Raw genomic sequence first — 15,929 nt, forward strand, 5'->3', positions numbered from 1 at the left:
CGAGCTAGGCGGCCGGGGCCACGGCAAGGTGCTGGCGTTGCGGCTCGCTGCGGTAGCGCGACGGCTTGCCGTCGATCTTGCAGAGCCGCCACATCAGCCGCGCGAGACGATTTTCCATCAGCCCCGTGTCACATGCCAGCATGCGCACGTCGGCGAACATGTCGCTCAACCACTTTCGCGACTCCGGCGACTTGAAGAAGAGCTCCTTCTTGACCGCGCGGGGGATGTCGAACTCCGCCCAGAAGGCCTTGGGCGGCACCACGATGGCCTGGCAGAGCACGCGCATCGTCAGCGGGTAGAACAGCGAGATCCAGAACCGCTGCCTGCGGGTCAGCTGCGGCAACCGCTTGCGCAGGAACTCGTGGGCGAAGGAGATGTGCCGCGCCTCCTCGGCCACGTGGATGGCCATCACCCGTTCCATGATCGGGTGCAGCGCCTTGCCCTCGCGGAGCACATTCTTCTGGGTGTGGTCGATGGGCTCCTCACCGGCGAGCACCCCGATGAAGAACGCCGCCGGCAGCGGCCCAGCCACCAGCGGGACCAGCGGCGAGATCCAGCGCAGCATCCGCGGCATCCCGGGGACGTCGGCCCCGACCCGGTTGACCATCTCCTGGAACATCATGGTGTGGTTGCACTCTTCGACGGATTCGTGCAGGCAATACCGGTATTCCGGGGATCCGTTGGGCAGCCAGAACGTGTAGTTCATCAGGCCGCGGATCAGGATGGACTCGAAGTGCAGCCCGACCTTGGCCACGTTGGCCTGCCGCCACATGCCGATCTTGATCCTGCGCTCGTCGGACTGCGCCTGATACCAAGGGTGGCGGCCCAACGGGTCGGTCGCCGGCAGGATCCACCGGGGATCGTCGTCGGTGACCGCGAACTCCGGCGAGTCCCAGTCGATGTCGGTGTAAGGGTTGAAATTTCGCCGCACCGACCCCTCGGACAATGTGGCGAGCATGTCGACGTACTCGGCGTCGTCACGCACCTCCATGGTGCGGCGCCAACGCCGGACCGTCCGCGTCCTGTCCATCCCGAGAGCCTCCCCGAACGAGGTTTACATTTGGACGTGCAATGTCTAGACAGTACCGCAGGTACCGGATATGTGCCAGGTCCTTGCGAACCACCGTGACCTGACCGGTGGTCATGCGCGTGGTGCAGCCTGGCTCACCGTCGAAGGACGCGGCCGGACCACCGCTCGTGGCCGCCGAGGCGCCTCACTACGCTGATGAGCATGGCTGACCAGCTCGAGATTCCCGCTGACCTCAAACCGCGCGACGGCCGCTTCGGATGCGGCCCGTCCAAGGTCCGACCCGAACAGCTGAACGCGCTGAACACCACCGCGGCCGGCCTGTTCGGCACGTCGCACCGGCAGGCGCCCGTCAAGAACCTGGTAGGCCGGGTGCGCTCGGGAGTGGCCGAGTTGTTCTCGCTGCCCGAGGGCTACGAGGTCATCCTCGGCAACGGCGGCGCGACGGCGTTCTGGGACGCCGCGGCCTTCGGGCTGATCGACAAACGGTCGCTGCACCTGACCTACGGCGAGTTCAGCTCGAAGTTCGCCTCCGCCGTCACCAAAAACCCGTTCGTCGGCGATCCCGTCGTCATCAAGGCGGAACCCGGCAGCGCCCCCGAGCCGCAGTCCGACCCGTCCGTGGACGTGATCGCCTGGGCGCACAACGAGACCTCGACGGGCGTGGCCGTGCCGATCCGCCGCCCGTCCGGTTCCGGCGACGCGCTGGTCGTCATCGACGCCACCTCCGGGGCCGGGGGCCTCCCGGTCGACATCACCGACACCGACGCCTACTACTTCTCTCCGCAGAAGAACTTCGCCAGCGACGGCGGCCTGTGGCTGGCCGTCATGAGCCCGGCCGCGCTGGCCCGCGTCGAGTCCATCGCCGGCTCGGGTCGCTGGGTGCCCGACTTCTTGTCGTTGCCGATCGCGATCGACAACAGCCTGAAGGACCAGACCTACAACACTCCGGCGATCGGCACGCTGGTGCTGATGGCCGAGCAACTCGACTGGATGCTGGGCAACGGCGGGCTGGACTGGGCGGTCAAGCGCACGGCGGATTCGTCGCGGCGACTGTACTCCTGGGCCGAGGAACGGCCCTACACCACGCCGTTCGTCGCCGACCCCGCCCTGCGTTCGCAGGTAGTGGGCACGATCGACTTCGCTGACGACGTCGACGCCTCAGCCGTCGCGAAGGTTCTGCGGGCCAACGGCATCGTCGACACCGAGCCGTACCGCAAACTCGGCCGCAACCAGTTGCGCGTCGCGATGTTCCCCGCGGTGGATCCCGATGACGTCAGCGCCCTCACCCGGTGCGTCGACTGGGTCGTCGAGCGGCTTTGACTGCACCGTCATCAGCCGGCAACCGGCAACCGGCAAGCGTGTCAGATCCGCTTCTGGACATCAGCTGGACTAGAGTGCGCACGTGATGGGTCCGTTGCCGACGCACCTGGACCCCGCGAGGAGAAGCCATGCGGGAACTCAAGATGGTTGGGCTCGATGCCGACGGCAAATACCTCATCTGCGAAGGCCGCGCCCCCGCAGAGCAGTTCAAGCTGGCGGTCGACGACCGGTTGCGGGCCGCCCTGCGGGATGACCCCGCAGGTTCGGAACAACCGCAGCTCGACATCGAGATCACGAACATGCTGAGCCCCAGAGAGATTCAGTCGAAAATCCGCGCCGGCGCGTCCGTCGAGCAAGTGGCGGCAGCATCGGGCTCCGACATCGCGCGGGTCCGCCGATTCGCCCACCCGGTGCTGCTGGAACGTTCCCGCGCGGCGGAGCTGGCGACGGCCGCACACCCCGTTCTCGCCGACGGCCCGGCCGTGCTGACGCTGCTGGAAACCGTGAGCACCGCCCTGGTGACGCGCGGCCTCGATCCGGACAAAGTCGCCTGGGATGCCTGGCGCAACGAAGACAACCGTTGGACGGTGCAGCTGGCGTGGAAGGTGGGCCGCTCTGACAACGCCGCACACTTCTGCTTCGTGCCCGGCGCCCACGGCGGCACGGTCAGCGCGGTCGATGACACGGCCAGCGAATTGATCGACCCGAGCTTCGAACGCCCGCTCCGGCCCCTCGCGAGGGTGGCCCATCTCGACATCGAGGAAAGCGCAGAGCCCGAGGCCGCACCGCGGGCTGCTGCGCCCGCAACTGCTCCACCGCCCGAGCCACCCACGCATGCCAGGCGGGGTAAGCCGGCGATACCGGCCTGGGAAGATGTGCTGCTCGGAGTGCGTTCGAGCGGGCAGCGCTAGCGGTTCCCCGACACCGTCAGGGCCAGCAGCACCAGCCACCCGCCGAGAACTCCCACTGCCGCTCCCAGCACGAACCAGCGCAGCACCGGCGTCCGCCGCCAACCCCACAGCGTGGGCGCGAGCCCACCCGCCGCCACCGCGTTGAGGCCGACCGCCAACAACGGATGCACCCGGATCAAACCCAGGCTGAGCACAACTATCGCGGCACCGGTGACCGCGGCGACGAACCCTGCCACCGCCAATCCCGTGGCCCACGGCACCGAGTTGTTCACGACCGCAGCCTAGATCGTTCGTAGAAAGCCAAGGCCGCCGCAGTCGCCACGTTGAGCGAGTCGGTGCCCCGCGACATGGGGATGCAGACCCGCATGTCACTCAACCGTAACGTGGCCGCCGTCAGTCCCGGGCCTTCCGCGCCCATGACGACCGCGATGCGTTCGCCGCACACCGCCGCCATCGCCTCCGGCAGCGCCCGGGCGTCGCTGCGTGGGGTCATCGCCAGCAGCCGAAAACCGTTTTCTCGCAACGTCACCAGATCGCCGGGCCAGGCACCGGCCCGCGCATACGGCACCAGCAAGGCATGACCCATGGAAACCCGGACGGCGCGGCGGTACAGCGGGTCGGCGCAGCCGCTGCCAAAGATCACCGCATCCACGCCCAGGCCCGCGGCGTTGCGGAACATCGAGCCCAGGTTCTCGTGGTCGTTGACACCCTCGAGTACCGCAAGAGTGTGGGCGCCCTCGGCCACCTGCGCCACCCCGTATTCCGGCACCCTTCTCGCGACCGCCAGCACGCCGCGGTTGAGATGGAAACCCACCACCCGCGCCATGAGATCGGCGGAGGTCCGATAAAACGGCGCCGCAACACCGGCCAGGTCACCCGCGAGTTCGGCCAGCCTGCGTTCGGTGCCCAGCAGCGCGTGCGGGGTGAACCGCGACGCGAGCATGCGCTGGACCACCAGGACACCCTCGGCGATCACCAGCCCTTTGCCGCTGGGCAGGTCAGGACGGCGATCAACGCTGTTCAGGTCGCGGAAATCGTCGAGGCGGGGGTCGTCGGGGTCGTCGACGTCGTGAACGTCCGGGCCGTCGGGCGCCTCGCTCACGGACTTTCGTCGACGAGGGCCAGCATCAGATCCGTGGCGCTGCGCAGGGTCTCGCGCTGCCGGACGTCGAGGGTGGCGAGCCGCTTGACCAGCCACTCCTGCCGGGCACGCCGAGTCGCCTTGACCAACTCGGCGCCGGCCTCGGACACCGAGATCAGCACCTGCCGGCCGTCGTCCGGATGCGGGACGCGGTCCACCAACCCCATGTCGGCCAGCGAGGCGATCACCCGGGTCATCGACGGCGGCCGGACCCCTTCGCGCAGCGCCAGCGTGCCCGGGGTCATCGAGCCCTCGTTGACCAAGGTCGCCAGTGCCGACAGCTGGGACAACGACACCGGCGACGAGACGTTGCGGAACCTCAGCTGGCGGGCCAGCCGCATGACGGCCAGCGACAAGTCGCTAGCCGTCCGCGCATCGCTGTCAGGCATGGCGCGAGGTTACACGCAACCGGATGAACGCCAGAGGCCGACCGGCCACAGGACCCGCCGGACCGGCAGCCTGGACTCCGGCGAATTCGGCCGTTCGCCGGTGGCCCCGCGCACGTGTCCGGGTAGCCCCTGTCGGCCCAGAGAAGGTCGCGCGCAGCGGCGACGCTATGTTGTCGGCTATGTCTGTCGGGCCGGGCCGGGGCCGCAACCCACCACCTCTGCCGCCTGCGCTGCTCGAGGTATGGCCAGTCATCGCGGTCGGCGCCGTGGCCTGGCTGTGCGCCGCGGCGGCCGCCTTTCTCCTTCCTTCCCTGCACGGTTGGCGCCCGGTGACGGTGGCCGGGCTGGCAGTCGGGTTGCTGGGAACAGCCATCTTCGTCTGGCAGCTTGCCGCGGCCCGGCGCGGCGCCCGAGGCGCGCAGGCCGGGCTCGAGAAGTATCTCCACCGGAAATGAAGTCGGCCGCAACACGTCAGACGCGGAAAGGTCGATGACAGCCCGGCTACTGCGAGCCGCTCAAAGCTGCCGCCGAGCGACGCTAGTCCGGCGGCTCCTGCGGCGCGGGCTGGGGCTCGGACAGCTCGGCGGCCGCCTCCGGAGTACCGGGCAACTGGGGCTCGACCTCGGGGCGGGGCTCCGCGATCGGCGGCGTCTCCGTGACGTCGAGCATGCCGTCGTCGTAGGCCTCGTACCTCGGCGAGCCGCTACCTGCCGGGGCAGGCGTGTCCGAATGAGCGCCGCAGCCATAGAGTTTGTCCACGACGTGGCCGTCGGCGGACAGTTCGTTGCCGCAGACCCCGAACATCGCGCCCAACGAGCCCGCCAACGGCAGGAAGAAACCGCAGTCGCGGCAGACCCGTTTGGTGGACCTCGCCATCGGGGCCTCGGGCCCGTAATTCCCGGTGTGCCACCTCTCGGCAACGTCCGACCGGCCCAGAACGCCCAGTACCCAGCGCCGCCCCAGCCCGAACTCCGCGGCGGTCTCGTCGACCTGGGGGTCACCGCTGGCGGTATAGCCCGGGACCAGCCGCGGGTCGTCGGCAGCCGGTGCCAGGAGATCTCCGGGGCTCAGGTCCCCGGGCCGCACCCGCTGCTCCCACGGCACCCACTCGGGCGCCAACAAGGCGGTCGGACCGGGAATCAGCACGACTTCGCTGATGGTGGCGTGCCCGGCTCCCTGGGGGGCGGCGACGACTACGGCCCACTGCCAGCCCTGGTAACCGGGTAGGTGCGCCAGGAAGCGATGGGTCGCGGCATTGGGGTCCTCGTAGCTCACGCCCAGGTGGTCACCGACTGCTTCGGGGCCGCTGAACTCCTCCACAGCCGTTCTCGCCTGGTCGACCGCACCCGTGAGCACCTCCGCCAGCTCTTCGTGCCAGTCGGTCACGGTGGCTACGAAGGTCTCCTCGATGGGTCCGGTCACGCTCACCTCTTTCTGCATCGCGCCTCCAATACTAGGGTGCGTGCCACACCCGGTGACCTACGGACGAAGGAAGCCGCCATAGGGGAGAATTGCATCGTGTCTGGACGGCGGCGTGATGATCCGGGCCGTGTGGCCTCCAACCCGGGCCGCCGGACCCTCCCGGACCTCAGGGGATCTGCCAACCAGCATCCCGGCATGGCCAATTACCCGGCCGACGGTGGCGATCATCGGCGTGCGCATCGCCCCACCCCGATGCCGAGCGCCAACCGTTACCTACCGCCCCTCAGTGAGCGATCAGAATCGGGCCGAAAATCCAGTACGCCGCGTGGTCCCGCTCCGGCTGAACGCATCACCGTCACCCGCGCCGCGGCACAGCGCAGTCGGGAAATGGGCTCTCGGATGTACTCGATGGTGCAACGCGCAGCCACCGCCGACGGCGCGGACAAGTCCGGGCTGACAGCGCTGACATGGCCGGTGGTGGCGAATTTCGCGGTGGACGCCGCAATGGCCGTCGCGCTGGCCAACACGCTGTTCTTCGCCGCGGCCACCGGGGAGAGTAAAGGCCGGGTCGCGCTGTACCTGTTGATCACCATCGCGCCGTTCGCGGTGATCGCGCCGTTGATCGGTCCGGCGCTGGACCGGTTGCAGCACGGCCGCCGCGTGGCCCTGGCGACGTCGTTCGCGTTGCGCACCGGACTGGCCGCGCTGCTGATCATGAACTACGACGGCCCGACCGGCAGCTACCCGTCATGGGTGCTCTATCCGTGCGCGCTGGCCATGATGGTGCTGTCGAAGTCGTTCAGCGTGTTGCGCAGCGCCGTCACGCCCAGGGTGATGCCACCGTCGATCGATCTCGTGCGGGTCAACTCCCGGCTTACCGTGTTCGGCTTGCTGGGCGGCACCATCGCAGGCGGCGCGATCGCGGCGGGTGTCGAGTTCGTCTGCACCCACCTGTTCAAGCTCCCGGGAGCGCTGTTCGTCGTCACCGCGGCCACGATCACGGGCGCCATGCTGTCGATGCGGATTCCGCGCTGGGTCGAGGTGACCGCCGGCGAAGTCCCGGCGACACTGAGCTACCGCACCGACAGCGGCCCGCTGCGCCGCTGGGGGCACCTCCCACGTGTGGGGGACTGGCCCGAAGAGGTCAAAAAGGTCAGCGGAACACTGCGACAACCGCTGGGCCGCAACATCATCACCTCGCTCTGGGGCAATTGCACCGTGAAGGTGATGGTGGGCTTTCTGTTTTTGTACCCGGCCTTCGTGGCCAAGGCGCACCAAGCCAACGGCTGGGCGCAGCTGGGCATGCTGGGCATGATCGGCGCCGCGGCGGGAATCGGCAACTTCGCCGGCAACTTCGCCAGCGCCCGCCTCCAACTGGGCAGGCCCGCGGTGCTGGTGGTGCGCTGCGCGGTGGCGGTGTGCACCGTCGCCCTGGCGGCGGCGGTGGCAGGCAACCTGACGGTGGCGGTGATCGCGACACTGGTCACGTCGGGATCCAGCGCGATCGCGAAGGCCTCGCTGGATGCCTCGTTGCAAAACGATCTGCCGGAGGAATCGCGGGCGTCCGGGTTCGGGCGCTCGGAATCCACGCTGCAGCTGGCCTGGGTGCTGGGCGGGGCGCTCGGGGTGTTGGTCTACACGGATTGGTGGATCGGCTTCACCGCGGTCTGCGCCCTGCTCATCCTCGGTCTGGCGCAGACTCTGGTGAGCTTCCGCGGCGACTCGCTGATTCCCGGCCTCGGGGGCAACCGTCCGGTCATGGTCGAGCAGGAAGGCAGGCGGCGGGGCGCCGGGAGACCGGCGGCGGTGCGGGAGTGAGAACCCGGCCCACGCGGGGTGTGTCATTGCTGGTCGTGACCCTGGCGATGTCGCTGTCCGTGGGCGGCGGGGTAGCAACATGGCTGTTCGTGCGTCAGCCCGGTCCGCAACGGCCGCAGATCAGCGCGTACTCGCACGGACACCTGACCCGGGTCGGGCCCTACCTGTACTGCAACGTGCTCGATCTCAGCGACTGTCAAAATACGCAGACCCAGGGCGAATTGCCGGTCACCGAACGCTACCCGGTGCAACTCTCGGTGCCCGAAGCGATCTCCCGGGCGCCCTGGCGGCTCCTGCAGGTGTACGAGGACCCGGCCGACACCAGCGCCACCCTGTTCCGGCCGCACACCCGGATGGCGGTCACCATCCCCTCCGTCGACCGCCGGCGGGGTCGGCTCACCGGCATCGTCGTGCAGTTGCTGACGCTGGCATTCGCTCCCTCTGGTGAGTTACGCGATGTCCCGCACGCGGAATGGTCGGTGCGGCTTACCTTCTGAGCGATCACCGAGATGCCGGATTGCCCCGGATTGCCCCGGATTGCCCCGGATTGCCCCGGATTGCCGAAGTGTCGGGTTGTGGGGCATCAAGTCACCGATGCGTGGGACGAAAGGCTCCTGACTGCGCGATCGCAGGCTTCTAGTTTAGGGTCAAGAGCGCCGAATTGAACTTTCCAGTGATTGGACATCGATATGGCCAGCGACATAGCGAATCCGGGAATCGTCGTCGGGGTCGACGGATCCCCCGACGCGACTGCGGCCATGCAGTGGGCGGTCCACGAGGCGGGGATGCGCAACGTGCCGCTGACGCTGGTTCACGCCGCGGTACGGTTGCCGGCCGGCTCGCCGTCGCTCGAGTGGTCGGGTGAGTCGCTCCCGGCGGAAATCGTCGCGCAGCTGGACGCGAACGCACGACAGGTCCTCACCGACGCTGCCAAGCTCGTCGAAGACATGACGCAGGACCATCGCCTGGGTGTCAACAGCGAGTTGTCCGCCGCGGGACCCGTCGCCGCCCTTGTCGACCTGTCCAGGAGTGCTGCCATGGTGGTCGTGGGAAGAAGCGGCCACGGCGCACTGGAACGAGCGCTGCTGGGATCTGTCAGTACCGGATTGGTCCATCACGCTCATTGCCCGGTGGCAGTGATACACAGCGACTATTCGCCGCCGACGCAGGGAAGCATCCTGGTCGGCGTCGACGGGTCACCGGCGTCGGAACTGGCCACCGCGATCGCCTTCGACGAAGCTTCTTGGCGCGGTGCGGATTTGGTGGCCCTGCACGCCTGGACCGACGCCGAAGTTCCCGACCTCCCCAGCCGGGAGTGGGCCGGAACCACCCGGACGTCCTGGACGAGGCTGCGCTCGGCGGCCGAGGAGACATTGGCCGAGCGCTTGGTTGGCTGGCGGGAACGCTATCCCGACGTCACCGTCCATCGCGTGGTCGTCACCAACCGACCCGCGCAGCATCTCATCGAGCACTCGGCGTCTGCGCAGCTGGTGGTCGTCGGCAGCCACGGGCGCGGTGGCTTCGCTGGGATGCTGCTCGGATCGGTGGGCACCGCCGTCGTGCAGGCCGTGCGCGCGCCGGTGATCGTCGCCCGACAGGGCTAGCTAACAAGCCTCCGAACCCTGGATGACGCGCTCGCCTTCCAGGGTGGGCCCGGGCGGCGTTCCCTTCCCGAAGGGATTGCCGCCGAGCGCTTCCCGGCCATGCGGAGTCAGCCAGTTTTCCAGGTCGGGCCCCTTGGGCACGATTCCGGTCGGGTTGATGTCGGCATGCACGATGTAGTAGTGCCGCTTGATCTGGTCGAAGTCCACGGTGTCGCCGAAGCCCGGAGTCTGGAACAGATCGCGCGCGTAGGCCCACAGCACGGGCATCTCGCTGAGCTTGCAGCGATTGCACTTGAAGTGCCCGTGGTAGACGGGGTCGAAGCGAACCAGCGTGGTGAACAACCGCACATCAGCCTCGGTGATGCTGTCCCCCGACAGATACCGCTGGCCGGCCAGGCGATCGCTCACCCAGTCCAGACCGGCGAACAGCCGGTCGTAGGCCGCTTCGTAGGCCTGCTGTGAGCCGGCGAAGCCGCAGCGATAAACGCCGTTGTTGATCTCGGTGTAAACCCTCTTGTTCACCTCGTCGATGTCAGCCCGCAGCGACTTCGGGTACAGTTCAGGCGCGCCGGCGCGATGGTGGGCGGTCCACTCCGTCGAGAAGTCCAGCGTCATCTGCGCGAAGTCGTTGGTGACCACCGCGCCGGTCGCAATGTCGACGATCGCGGGGACGGTGACGCCTCTGGGATAGTCGGGGAATCGCTTGAAGTAGGCATCCTGCAGCCGCGCGATCCTCAGCACGGGGTCCACGCCGCCGCGGTCGAGATCGAACGTCCAGCTCCGGTGATCGTGTGTGGGTCCGCAAAAGCCAATGGAGAGAACGTGTTCCAAACCCAGCAGCCGCCGTACGATGATGGCGCGGTTGGCCCACGGGCAGGCCCGGGCGACGACGAGCCGATACCGACCGACCTCGACCGGGTAGCCATCGCGTCCGTCGGCGGTGATCCGCGTGGTGATGTAGTTGGCGTCCCGGGTGAATTCGCCCGCCGGTGCGACGTAGAAGGCCATGGCGGCAATTCTGCCCCGGCGCGAAGACGCTCCGCGCCTAGGGCGTCAAAAAGCGTCGAGACAGGTCGGTTTGGGTCGACGGTCCCGGTTCCCAGTGCGCGATCCAGGGGCCGGTACCCTCCGACGGGTCGAAGACGCCCTTCTCCAGCCAGGTGTAGCGGCCTTCGAGCACATCGCGAGTCAACGCGACGTCGCTGCTGTCGGTGTTGGTCCACAACGCGTGGAACAGCCCTTCGACCCGCAGGGTCGCGTGCCGGCAGAACGTGTCGGCCAGCTCGTAGGCCTGCCGGCCTACGGTCGGGTCGCAGACCCGCTGCCCCTCGGCACGCACGCACACCGCCGACATCGCGAAGAGTTCGGCGCCGATATCGACCACGCGCCCCAGAAAGCCCTGCCTCTGCTCCAGCTTTGCCTGCCAGCGCGCCATGCCGTAGAACGTGTTGCGGGCCAGCTTGCGGGCGGAGCGTTCGACGAACCGCAGATGAGCCGCCAGCGGGCCGAACTCGCTGTAAGCCGCAGGTCGTTGACCTTCACCAAAGATGAGCTTGGGCAACCACTTCGCGTAGAATCCGCTTGCGCCGACGGCCGCGGTCGCCTTCTGCCGCAGATCGGTGTCGGGCTTGGCGAGGTCGCCGGCGGCGCTCAGGTGGGCGTCCACCGCTTCGCGGGCGATCAGCAACCGCATGATCTCGCTGGATCCCTCAAAGATGCGGTTGATCCGCAGATCACGAACCAGCTGTTCGACGGGCACCGCGCGCTCCCCGCGCGCGGCGAGGGATTCCGCGGTCTCGTAGCCACGTCCACCGCGGATCTGCATGAGCTCGTCGGCGATCAGACAGGCCATCTCGCTGCACCACAGCTTGGCCAGTGCAGCCTCGATGCGGATGTCGTTACGGCCCTCGTCGGCCATTTGCGAGGAAAGCTCCAGCACCGCATCGAGCGCGTAGGCGGTCGCGGCGATGAAGGCGATCTTGCGGGCCACCGCTTCGTGCCCGGCCAACGGCCTGCCCCATTGGATGCGCTCGCCGGACCACTCGCGAGCGATCTTCAGCGCCCACTTCGCCGTCCCGGCGGCAGTCGCCGGAATCGACAGCCGCCCGGCGTTGAGCGTGGTCAGCGCGATCTTGAGGCCGTCGCCCTCACGGCCGATCAGGTTGTCGCGCGGCACTCGCACGCGGTCGAAACGGGTCACGCCGTTCTCGATGCCGCGCAGCCCCATGAACTGGTTGCGCCGCTCGACGGTGATCCCCGGCGAGTCGGACTCGACGACAAAGGCGCTGATACCGCCACGGTGGCCGTCGCTCTGAGGTACCCGCGCCATGACCACCAGCAGCTCGGCGACCACACCGTTGGTGGTCCACAGTTTCACCCCGTCGAGCTCGTAAGCCTGGCCGTTGTCGACTGGCGTCGCCGTGGATGCCAGCCGCGCCGGGTCGGACCCCACGTCTGGCTCGGTCAGTAGAAATGCCGATATGGCGCCGGCGGCGCAGCGCGGCAGGAACTTTCGCTTCTGTTCCGGGGTACCGGCGAGTTTCAGCGGCTCCGGCACACCGATCGATTGGTGGGCCGACAGCAGCGCGCCGAGGCTGGCGTTGACCGTCGAAACCATCATCAGAGCCCGGTTGTAGGCGACCTGCGACATCTCCAGACCGCCGTAATCGACCGGTATTTTCATGCCGAAACAGCCCAATTCGGCCAGGCCCTTCACGTACTCGTCGGGAATCCTCGCCTCGCGCTCGATGACGCGGCCGTCCACGGTCCGTAGGAACTTCTTCAGCGCGTCCAGGAAAGCGACGGTACGGGCCTCCTGCGCGTCGTTGGGCTTGGGAAACGGGTGGATCAGGCCCAGCCGGAACCGACCCAGGAACAATTCTTTGCCGAATGACGCTTTTTCCCAACCGGTTTCGCGGGACTCCTCGGCAACGGCTCTGGCCTGTTCTTCGGTGACATGTGCTTGCTGTGGCATTGCAGCCTCCTCGCTGGTCGCAAAGCAAGGAGTACCCAGCACACGTCGTTTCTCACGCCACCACACCGCACGACTGCGGGACCTTCCGCCGCGCCGCCCGCCGCCACGCAAGACGTCAGGCGTCGAGTTCCCGGGCCACAGCTTTGACCACCTCGGAAACCCGGCGGGCCGTCTTGCGGTCCGGGTAGCGGCCCTTGCGCAATTCAGGCTGCACCGCGCTCTCCAGCAACGTGATCATGTCCTCGACCATGCCGTGCAACTCGTCCGGGCTGTGCTTGTGCTCGGCGGGCACCTCGCGGCGGGTCTTGGTGAGGCTGGGCGGCGGCTCAATCAGCTTGAGACTCAACGCCTGCGGTCCGCGCCGACCCGAAGCGATGCCGAACTCCACCCGCTGCCCGGCTTTGAGCCCCTCGATGCCTTCGGGCAGCGCCGACGCGCGGACGTAGACGTCCTCGCCGTCCTCCTGCGACAGGAAGCCAAACCCCTTTTCGGAGTCGTACCACTTAACCTTGCCGGTCGGCACTGGTTTCACCTGCTTGTCTGACGGCTCACTGGTTGGACAACACAAATCGCGTCCCGACTACGCAGGACGCGATGTCGCGTGACGATCCTACTCGGATCGTCGTCTGCCGAGCACCACCGCTTGTCGGTTACTCGCTAGGCTGACATTACCGCGGAGGTGACATGCGCCCGATCCTGAACATTGTCTGGCTGATATTCGGCGGCCTCTGGCTGGCCGCCGGCTACCTGGTGGCGGCGCTCGTCTGTTTCCTGCTGATCGTCACGATTCCGTTCGGGTTCGCGTCGCTACGCATCGCCTCCTACGCGTTGTGGCCTTTCGGCCGCACGATCGTCGACAAGCCGACGGCCGGCACCGGGGCACTGGTGGGGAATGTCATCTGGGTGGTGCTGTTCGGGGTGTGGCTGGCGATCGGACATCTGGTCAGCGCCGTGGCGATGGCGCTCACGGTCGTCGGCCTGCCGCTGGCACTGGCAAACCTCAAGCTCATCCCGGTCTCGCTGATGCCGCTGGGCAAGCAGATCGTTTCCCTTGACTCGCTGGATCAGTTCGCGGGGGTGCCCGCATGACGCTGACCGCACTGGGCGTACCCACGGTGCGCGGCCGCACGGACCGCCGTTCCGCATCGGGGCACGCCCCGGCCGACGGTCCTTTGATCGACGCCCACGGCCGGGTCGCCACCGATCTGCGGGTGTCGCTGACCGACCGTTGCAATCTGCGGTGCAGCTACTGCATGCCCGCCGACGGGCTGGACTGGCTGCCCGGGGAACAACTCCTGCGCCCCGACGAGCTGTCCAGACTGATGTGTGTCGCCGTGACCCGGCTGGGTGTCACCAGCGTGCGGTTCACCGGCGGCGAGCCGCTGCTGTCCCGTCACCTGGAGGAAATGGTCGAAGCGGCGGCCCGCCTGCGGCCGCGGCCGGAGATCTCGCTGACCACCAACGGCGTGGGATTGGCCCACCGTGCCGCCGCTCTGGCCGGGGCCGGCCTGGACCGGGTCAACGTGTCGTTGGACACCATGGAACGGGCCCGCTTCGCGGCCATCACCCGCCGGGACCGGCTGGGCGACGTGCTCGACGGCCTGACCGCCGCCAAAGAGGCGGGCCTCGCCCCGGTGAAGGTGAACGCCGTGCTCGACCCCGCCTCCGGCCGCGAGGACGTCGTCGCACTGTTGCGGTTCTGCCTCGACCACGGCTACCAGCTGCGGGTCATCGAACAGATGCCGCTGGACGCCGGGCATCAGTGGCGGCGCGGAGCGGCGCTGAGCGCCGACGACGTGCTGGATACGCTGCGGTCGCACTTCCGGCTGCGGCCCGATCCGACGCCGCGCGGGTCCGCTCCGGCTGAGCTGTGGCTGGCCGACACCGGACCCGACACGCCGGCCGGGAAGGTCGGTGTGATCGCGTCGGTTTCACACGCATTCTGCGCGTCCTGCGATCGCACCCGGCTGACGGCGGACGGACAGGTCCGCAGCTGCCTGTTCTCCACCGAGGAGACCGACCTTCGGGGCTTGCTGCGCGGTGGCGCGGGCGACGACGCGATCGAGTCGGCCTGGCGCGACGCGATGTGGGGCAAACCCGCCGGCCACGGCATCAACGACCCCGGCTTCATCCAGCCCGCCCGACCGATGAGCGCGATCGGCGGCTAGCGCGATGAGTGACACGCCCGCCGAGCCGGCCGGGATGCAGGTGACGGTCCGCTACTTTGCCGCCGCGCGTGCAGCCGCCGGAGTGGAATCGGAAACCGTGGTGGTGCCAGCGGGCACGACCGTGACCGGGCTCGTCGACATGTTGGCCGTGCGCGGAACCCGACTGGCCACGGTATTGAGCCGGTGCTCCTGCCTGCGCAGTGGGATCGCCGTACGAGACCCTGCGACGGCGTTGTCACCCGGTGACACCGTCGACGTCCTCCCGCCGTTTGCCGGCGGCTGAGGCATGTGACATATCTCACGTAACGGAAAGATAACGAGCGAGACACGGCCCGGTCTCGAGCCCTGTGAGCTGCGGAAACCTGCACCGCTGCTCGACTTTTCGAAGGTCCCCAAAGCGGAAACGCCGGATTGCGCCAAACGTGACGCCCCCGGCGGAAACCGCTAGCCTCTCCCGGAGGTTCGCCAAGCAAGCCGAACGGCGTCCCTCCCCCGCCTATCGCGCCGAGCTCCATCCAGTAGGTGGGGGCAGACCATACGTGGATGGAGGCGGGGGTCCCAACGGGTCCGCCGTGACCGATCCGGAGCCGCTCCGCGACTCCTTGGGGTGAAGCCGGCGTCGTCTCGCTGCCGAGTACGACGCGGCCGGGTGGCCTCTCCAACCCGAACCCGACAGCTGACCTCGCAGGCGCTAGATGAGAGGACTTACCCGGCGCGTATGAGTGGACGTCACCGCAAGCCCACTATGTCAAACGTCAATGCCGCCAAGATCGCCTTTGCCGGGGCGGTGCTCGGTGGGGGCAGTATCGCCCTCGCCGGCCAAGCGGCCGGCGCGACCGACGGCGAATGGGACCAGGTAGCCCGCTGCGAGTCCGGTGGCAACTGGTCGATCAACACCGGCAACGGCTACCAAGGCGGCCTGCAGTTCAGCCAGGGCACCTGGGCCGCTCACGGGGGCAGTGACTACGCGCCGGCGGCTCAAATGGCCAGCCGGGAACAGCAGATCGCCGTTGCCGAGCGGGTGCTGGCAACCCAGGGCCGGGGCGCCTGGCCCGCGTGCGGACACGGGCTGTCGAACCCGACGCCGCGCGACGTGCCGGCACCGGCGGCGATGGACGCTCCCCCGGAGGACGCTCCCCCGATGGACGCTCC

Annotated in this window: 18 protein-coding genes and 1 riboswitch; of the genes, 10 read left to right on the forward strand and 8 right to left on the reverse strand. The window is 68.2% G+C overall.

Annotation, left to right across the window (positions count from 1 at the left end; genetic code table 11):
- Window positions 1-4 precede the first annotated feature (4 nt).
- A complete protein-coding gene (locus AC2VOK_RS19210) occupies window positions 5-1,030 on the reverse strand; it encodes an AurF N-oxygenase family protein (protein WP_428901886.1) in 1,026 nt (341 codons plus the stop codon).
- A 201-nt stretch (window positions 1,031-1,231) separates the two neighbouring features.
- Here AC2VOK_RS19210 and serC point away from each other — a divergent pair, with 201 nt between their 5' ends.
- Both serC and sepH read left to right on the forward strand, forming a co-directional pair.
- Window positions 1,232-2,350: a phosphoserine transaminase gene (gene serC / locus AC2VOK_RS19215; protein WP_428901887.1), complete on the forward strand. Its 1,119-nt coding sequence runs from the start codon at window positions 1,232-1,234 to the stop codon at window positions 2,348-2,350.
- A 128-nt stretch (window positions 2,351-2,478) separates the two neighbouring features.
- The gene (gene sepH / locus AC2VOK_RS19220; protein WP_428901888.1) at window positions 2,479-3,261 is read left to right on the forward strand and encodes a septation protein SepH; all 783 of its coding nucleotides are present in this window, start codon (window positions 2,479-2,481) and stop codon (window positions 3,259-3,261) included.
- On the opposite strand, the gene AC2VOK_RS19225 is transcribed toward sepH, so the two are convergent.
- Genes AC2VOK_RS19225 through AC2VOK_RS19235 form a run of 3 tightly spaced genes read right to left on the reverse strand, consistent with a single transcriptional unit; the run spans window position 3,258 to window position 4,791 of the window.
- A complete protein-coding gene (locus AC2VOK_RS19225; protein WP_428901889.1) occupies window positions 3,258-3,533 on the reverse strand; it encodes a DUF2537 domain-containing protein in 276 nt (91 codons plus the stop codon). The two genes, sepH and AC2VOK_RS19225, sit on opposite strands and share 4 nt — an antisense overlap.
- A complete protein-coding gene (locus tag AC2VOK_RS19230; RefSeq protein ID WP_428901890.1) occupies window positions 3,530-4,363 on the reverse strand; it encodes a TrmH family RNA methyltransferase in 834 nt (277 codons plus the stop codon). Before AC2VOK_RS19230 ends, AC2VOK_RS19225 begins: the two co-directional genes overlap by 4 nt.
- Window positions 4,360-4,791 (reverse strand): Rv0880 family HTH-type transcriptional regulator, encoded by a 432-nt coding sequence (locus AC2VOK_RS19235; RefSeq protein ID WP_428901891.1) that lies wholly within the window; start codon window positions 4,789-4,791, stop codon window positions 4,360-4,362. The genes AC2VOK_RS19230 and AC2VOK_RS19235 overlap by 4 nt, the downstream gene beginning before the upstream one ends.
- Window positions 4,792-4,970: 179 nt before the next feature.
- Here AC2VOK_RS19235 and AC2VOK_RS19240 point away from each other — a divergent pair, with 179 nt between their 5' ends.
- Window positions 4,971-5,246: a DUF2530 domain-containing protein gene (locus AC2VOK_RS19240; protein WP_421529698.1), complete on the forward strand. Its 276-nt coding sequence runs from the start codon at window positions 4,971-4,973 to the stop codon at window positions 5,244-5,246.
- Between the two features lie 82 nt (window positions 5,247-5,328).
- Here the strand turns inward: AC2VOK_RS19240 and AC2VOK_RS19245 are convergent, their stop codons facing one another.
- Window positions 5,329-6,213 carry a DUF3027 domain-containing protein gene (locus AC2VOK_RS19245; protein WP_428901892.1) on the reverse strand — a complete coding sequence of 295 codons (885 nt, stop codon included), beginning with the start codon at window positions 6,211-6,213 and terminating at the stop codon, window positions 5,329-5,331.
- A 129-nt stretch (window positions 6,214-6,342) separates the two neighbouring features.
- Here AC2VOK_RS19245 and AC2VOK_RS19250 point away from each other — a divergent pair, with 129 nt between their 5' ends.
- The 3 genes from AC2VOK_RS19250 to AC2VOK_RS19260 all read left to right on the forward strand — a co-directional run bounded on the left by AC2VOK_RS19250 (window position 6,343) and on the right by AC2VOK_RS19260 (window position 9,635).
- A complete protein-coding gene (locus AC2VOK_RS19250) occupies window positions 6,343-8,031 on the forward strand; it encodes an MFS transporter (protein WP_428901901.1) in 1,689 nt (562 codons plus the stop codon).
- Between the two features lie 47 nt (window positions 8,032-8,078).
- Window positions 8,079-8,528, forward strand: a complete 450-nt coding sequence (locus AC2VOK_RS19255) for a DUF2771 domain-containing protein (RefSeq protein WP_421529702.1) — start codon at window positions 8,079-8,081, stop codon at window positions 8,526-8,528.
- A 192-nt stretch (window positions 8,529-8,720) separates the two neighbouring features.
- On the forward strand, window positions 8,721-9,635 hold the full coding sequence (locus AC2VOK_RS19260) for a universal stress protein (protein WP_428901893.1): 915 nt from the start codon (window positions 8,721-8,723) through the stop codon (window positions 9,633-9,635).
- On the opposite strand, the gene AC2VOK_RS19265 is transcribed toward AC2VOK_RS19260, so the two are convergent.
- The 3 genes from AC2VOK_RS19265 to AC2VOK_RS19275 all read right to left on the reverse strand — a co-directional run bounded on the left by AC2VOK_RS19265 (window position 9,636) and on the right by AC2VOK_RS19275 (window position 13,132).
- Window positions 9,636-10,643, reverse strand: coding sequence for a glutathione S-transferase family protein (locus tag AC2VOK_RS19265; RefSeq protein WP_428901894.1), 1,008 nt, complete (start codon window positions 10,641-10,643; stop codon window positions 9,636-9,638).
- Window positions 10,644-10,680: 37 nt separating this feature from the next.
- Entirely contained in the window at window positions 10,681-12,609 is a 1,929-nt protein-coding gene (locus tag AC2VOK_RS19270) for an acyl-CoA dehydrogenase family protein (protein ID WP_428901895.1), read from the reverse strand.
- Window positions 12,610-12,724: 115 nt separating this feature from the next.
- Complete coding sequence (locus AC2VOK_RS19275; protein ID WP_428901896.1) at window positions 12,725-13,132, reverse strand: cold-shock protein; 408 nt, start codon at window positions 13,130-13,132, stop codon at window positions 12,725-12,727.
- Window positions 13,133-13,293: 161 nt separating this feature from the next.
- Here AC2VOK_RS19275 and AC2VOK_RS19280 point away from each other — a divergent pair, with 161 nt between their 5' ends.
- The 4 genes from AC2VOK_RS19280 to AC2VOK_RS19295 all read left to right on the forward strand — a co-directional run.
- The gene (locus tag AC2VOK_RS19280; RefSeq protein WP_428901897.1) at window positions 13,294-13,698 is read left to right on the forward strand and encodes a YccF domain-containing protein; all 405 of its coding nucleotides are present in this window, start codon (window positions 13,294-13,296) and stop codon (window positions 13,696-13,698) included.
- Window positions 13,695-14,777, forward strand: coding sequence for a GTP 3',8-cyclase MoaA (gene moaA, locus AC2VOK_RS19285; RefSeq protein WP_428901898.1), 1,083 nt, complete (start codon window positions 13,695-13,697; stop codon window positions 14,775-14,777). Before AC2VOK_RS19280 ends, moaA begins: the two co-directional genes overlap by 4 nt.
- A gap of 4 nt (window positions 14,778-14,781) precedes the next feature.
- Window positions 14,782-15,060, forward strand: a complete 279-nt coding sequence (locus tag AC2VOK_RS19290) for a MoaD/ThiS family protein (protein WP_421531389.1) — start codon at window positions 14,782-14,784, stop codon at window positions 15,058-15,060.
- Window positions 15,061-15,269: 209 nt separating this feature from the next.
- Window positions 15,270-15,484: riboswitch (cyclic di-AMP (ydaO/yuaA leader) on the forward strand.
- A gap of 11 nt (window positions 15,485-15,495) precedes the next feature.
- The coding region (locus AC2VOK_RS19295; RefSeq protein ID WP_428901899.1) for a transglycosylase family protein at window positions 15,496-15,929 on the forward strand (434 nt) is incomplete at its 3' end.

This window comes from Mycobacterium sp. TH-M116 (genome assembly GCF_057473685.1).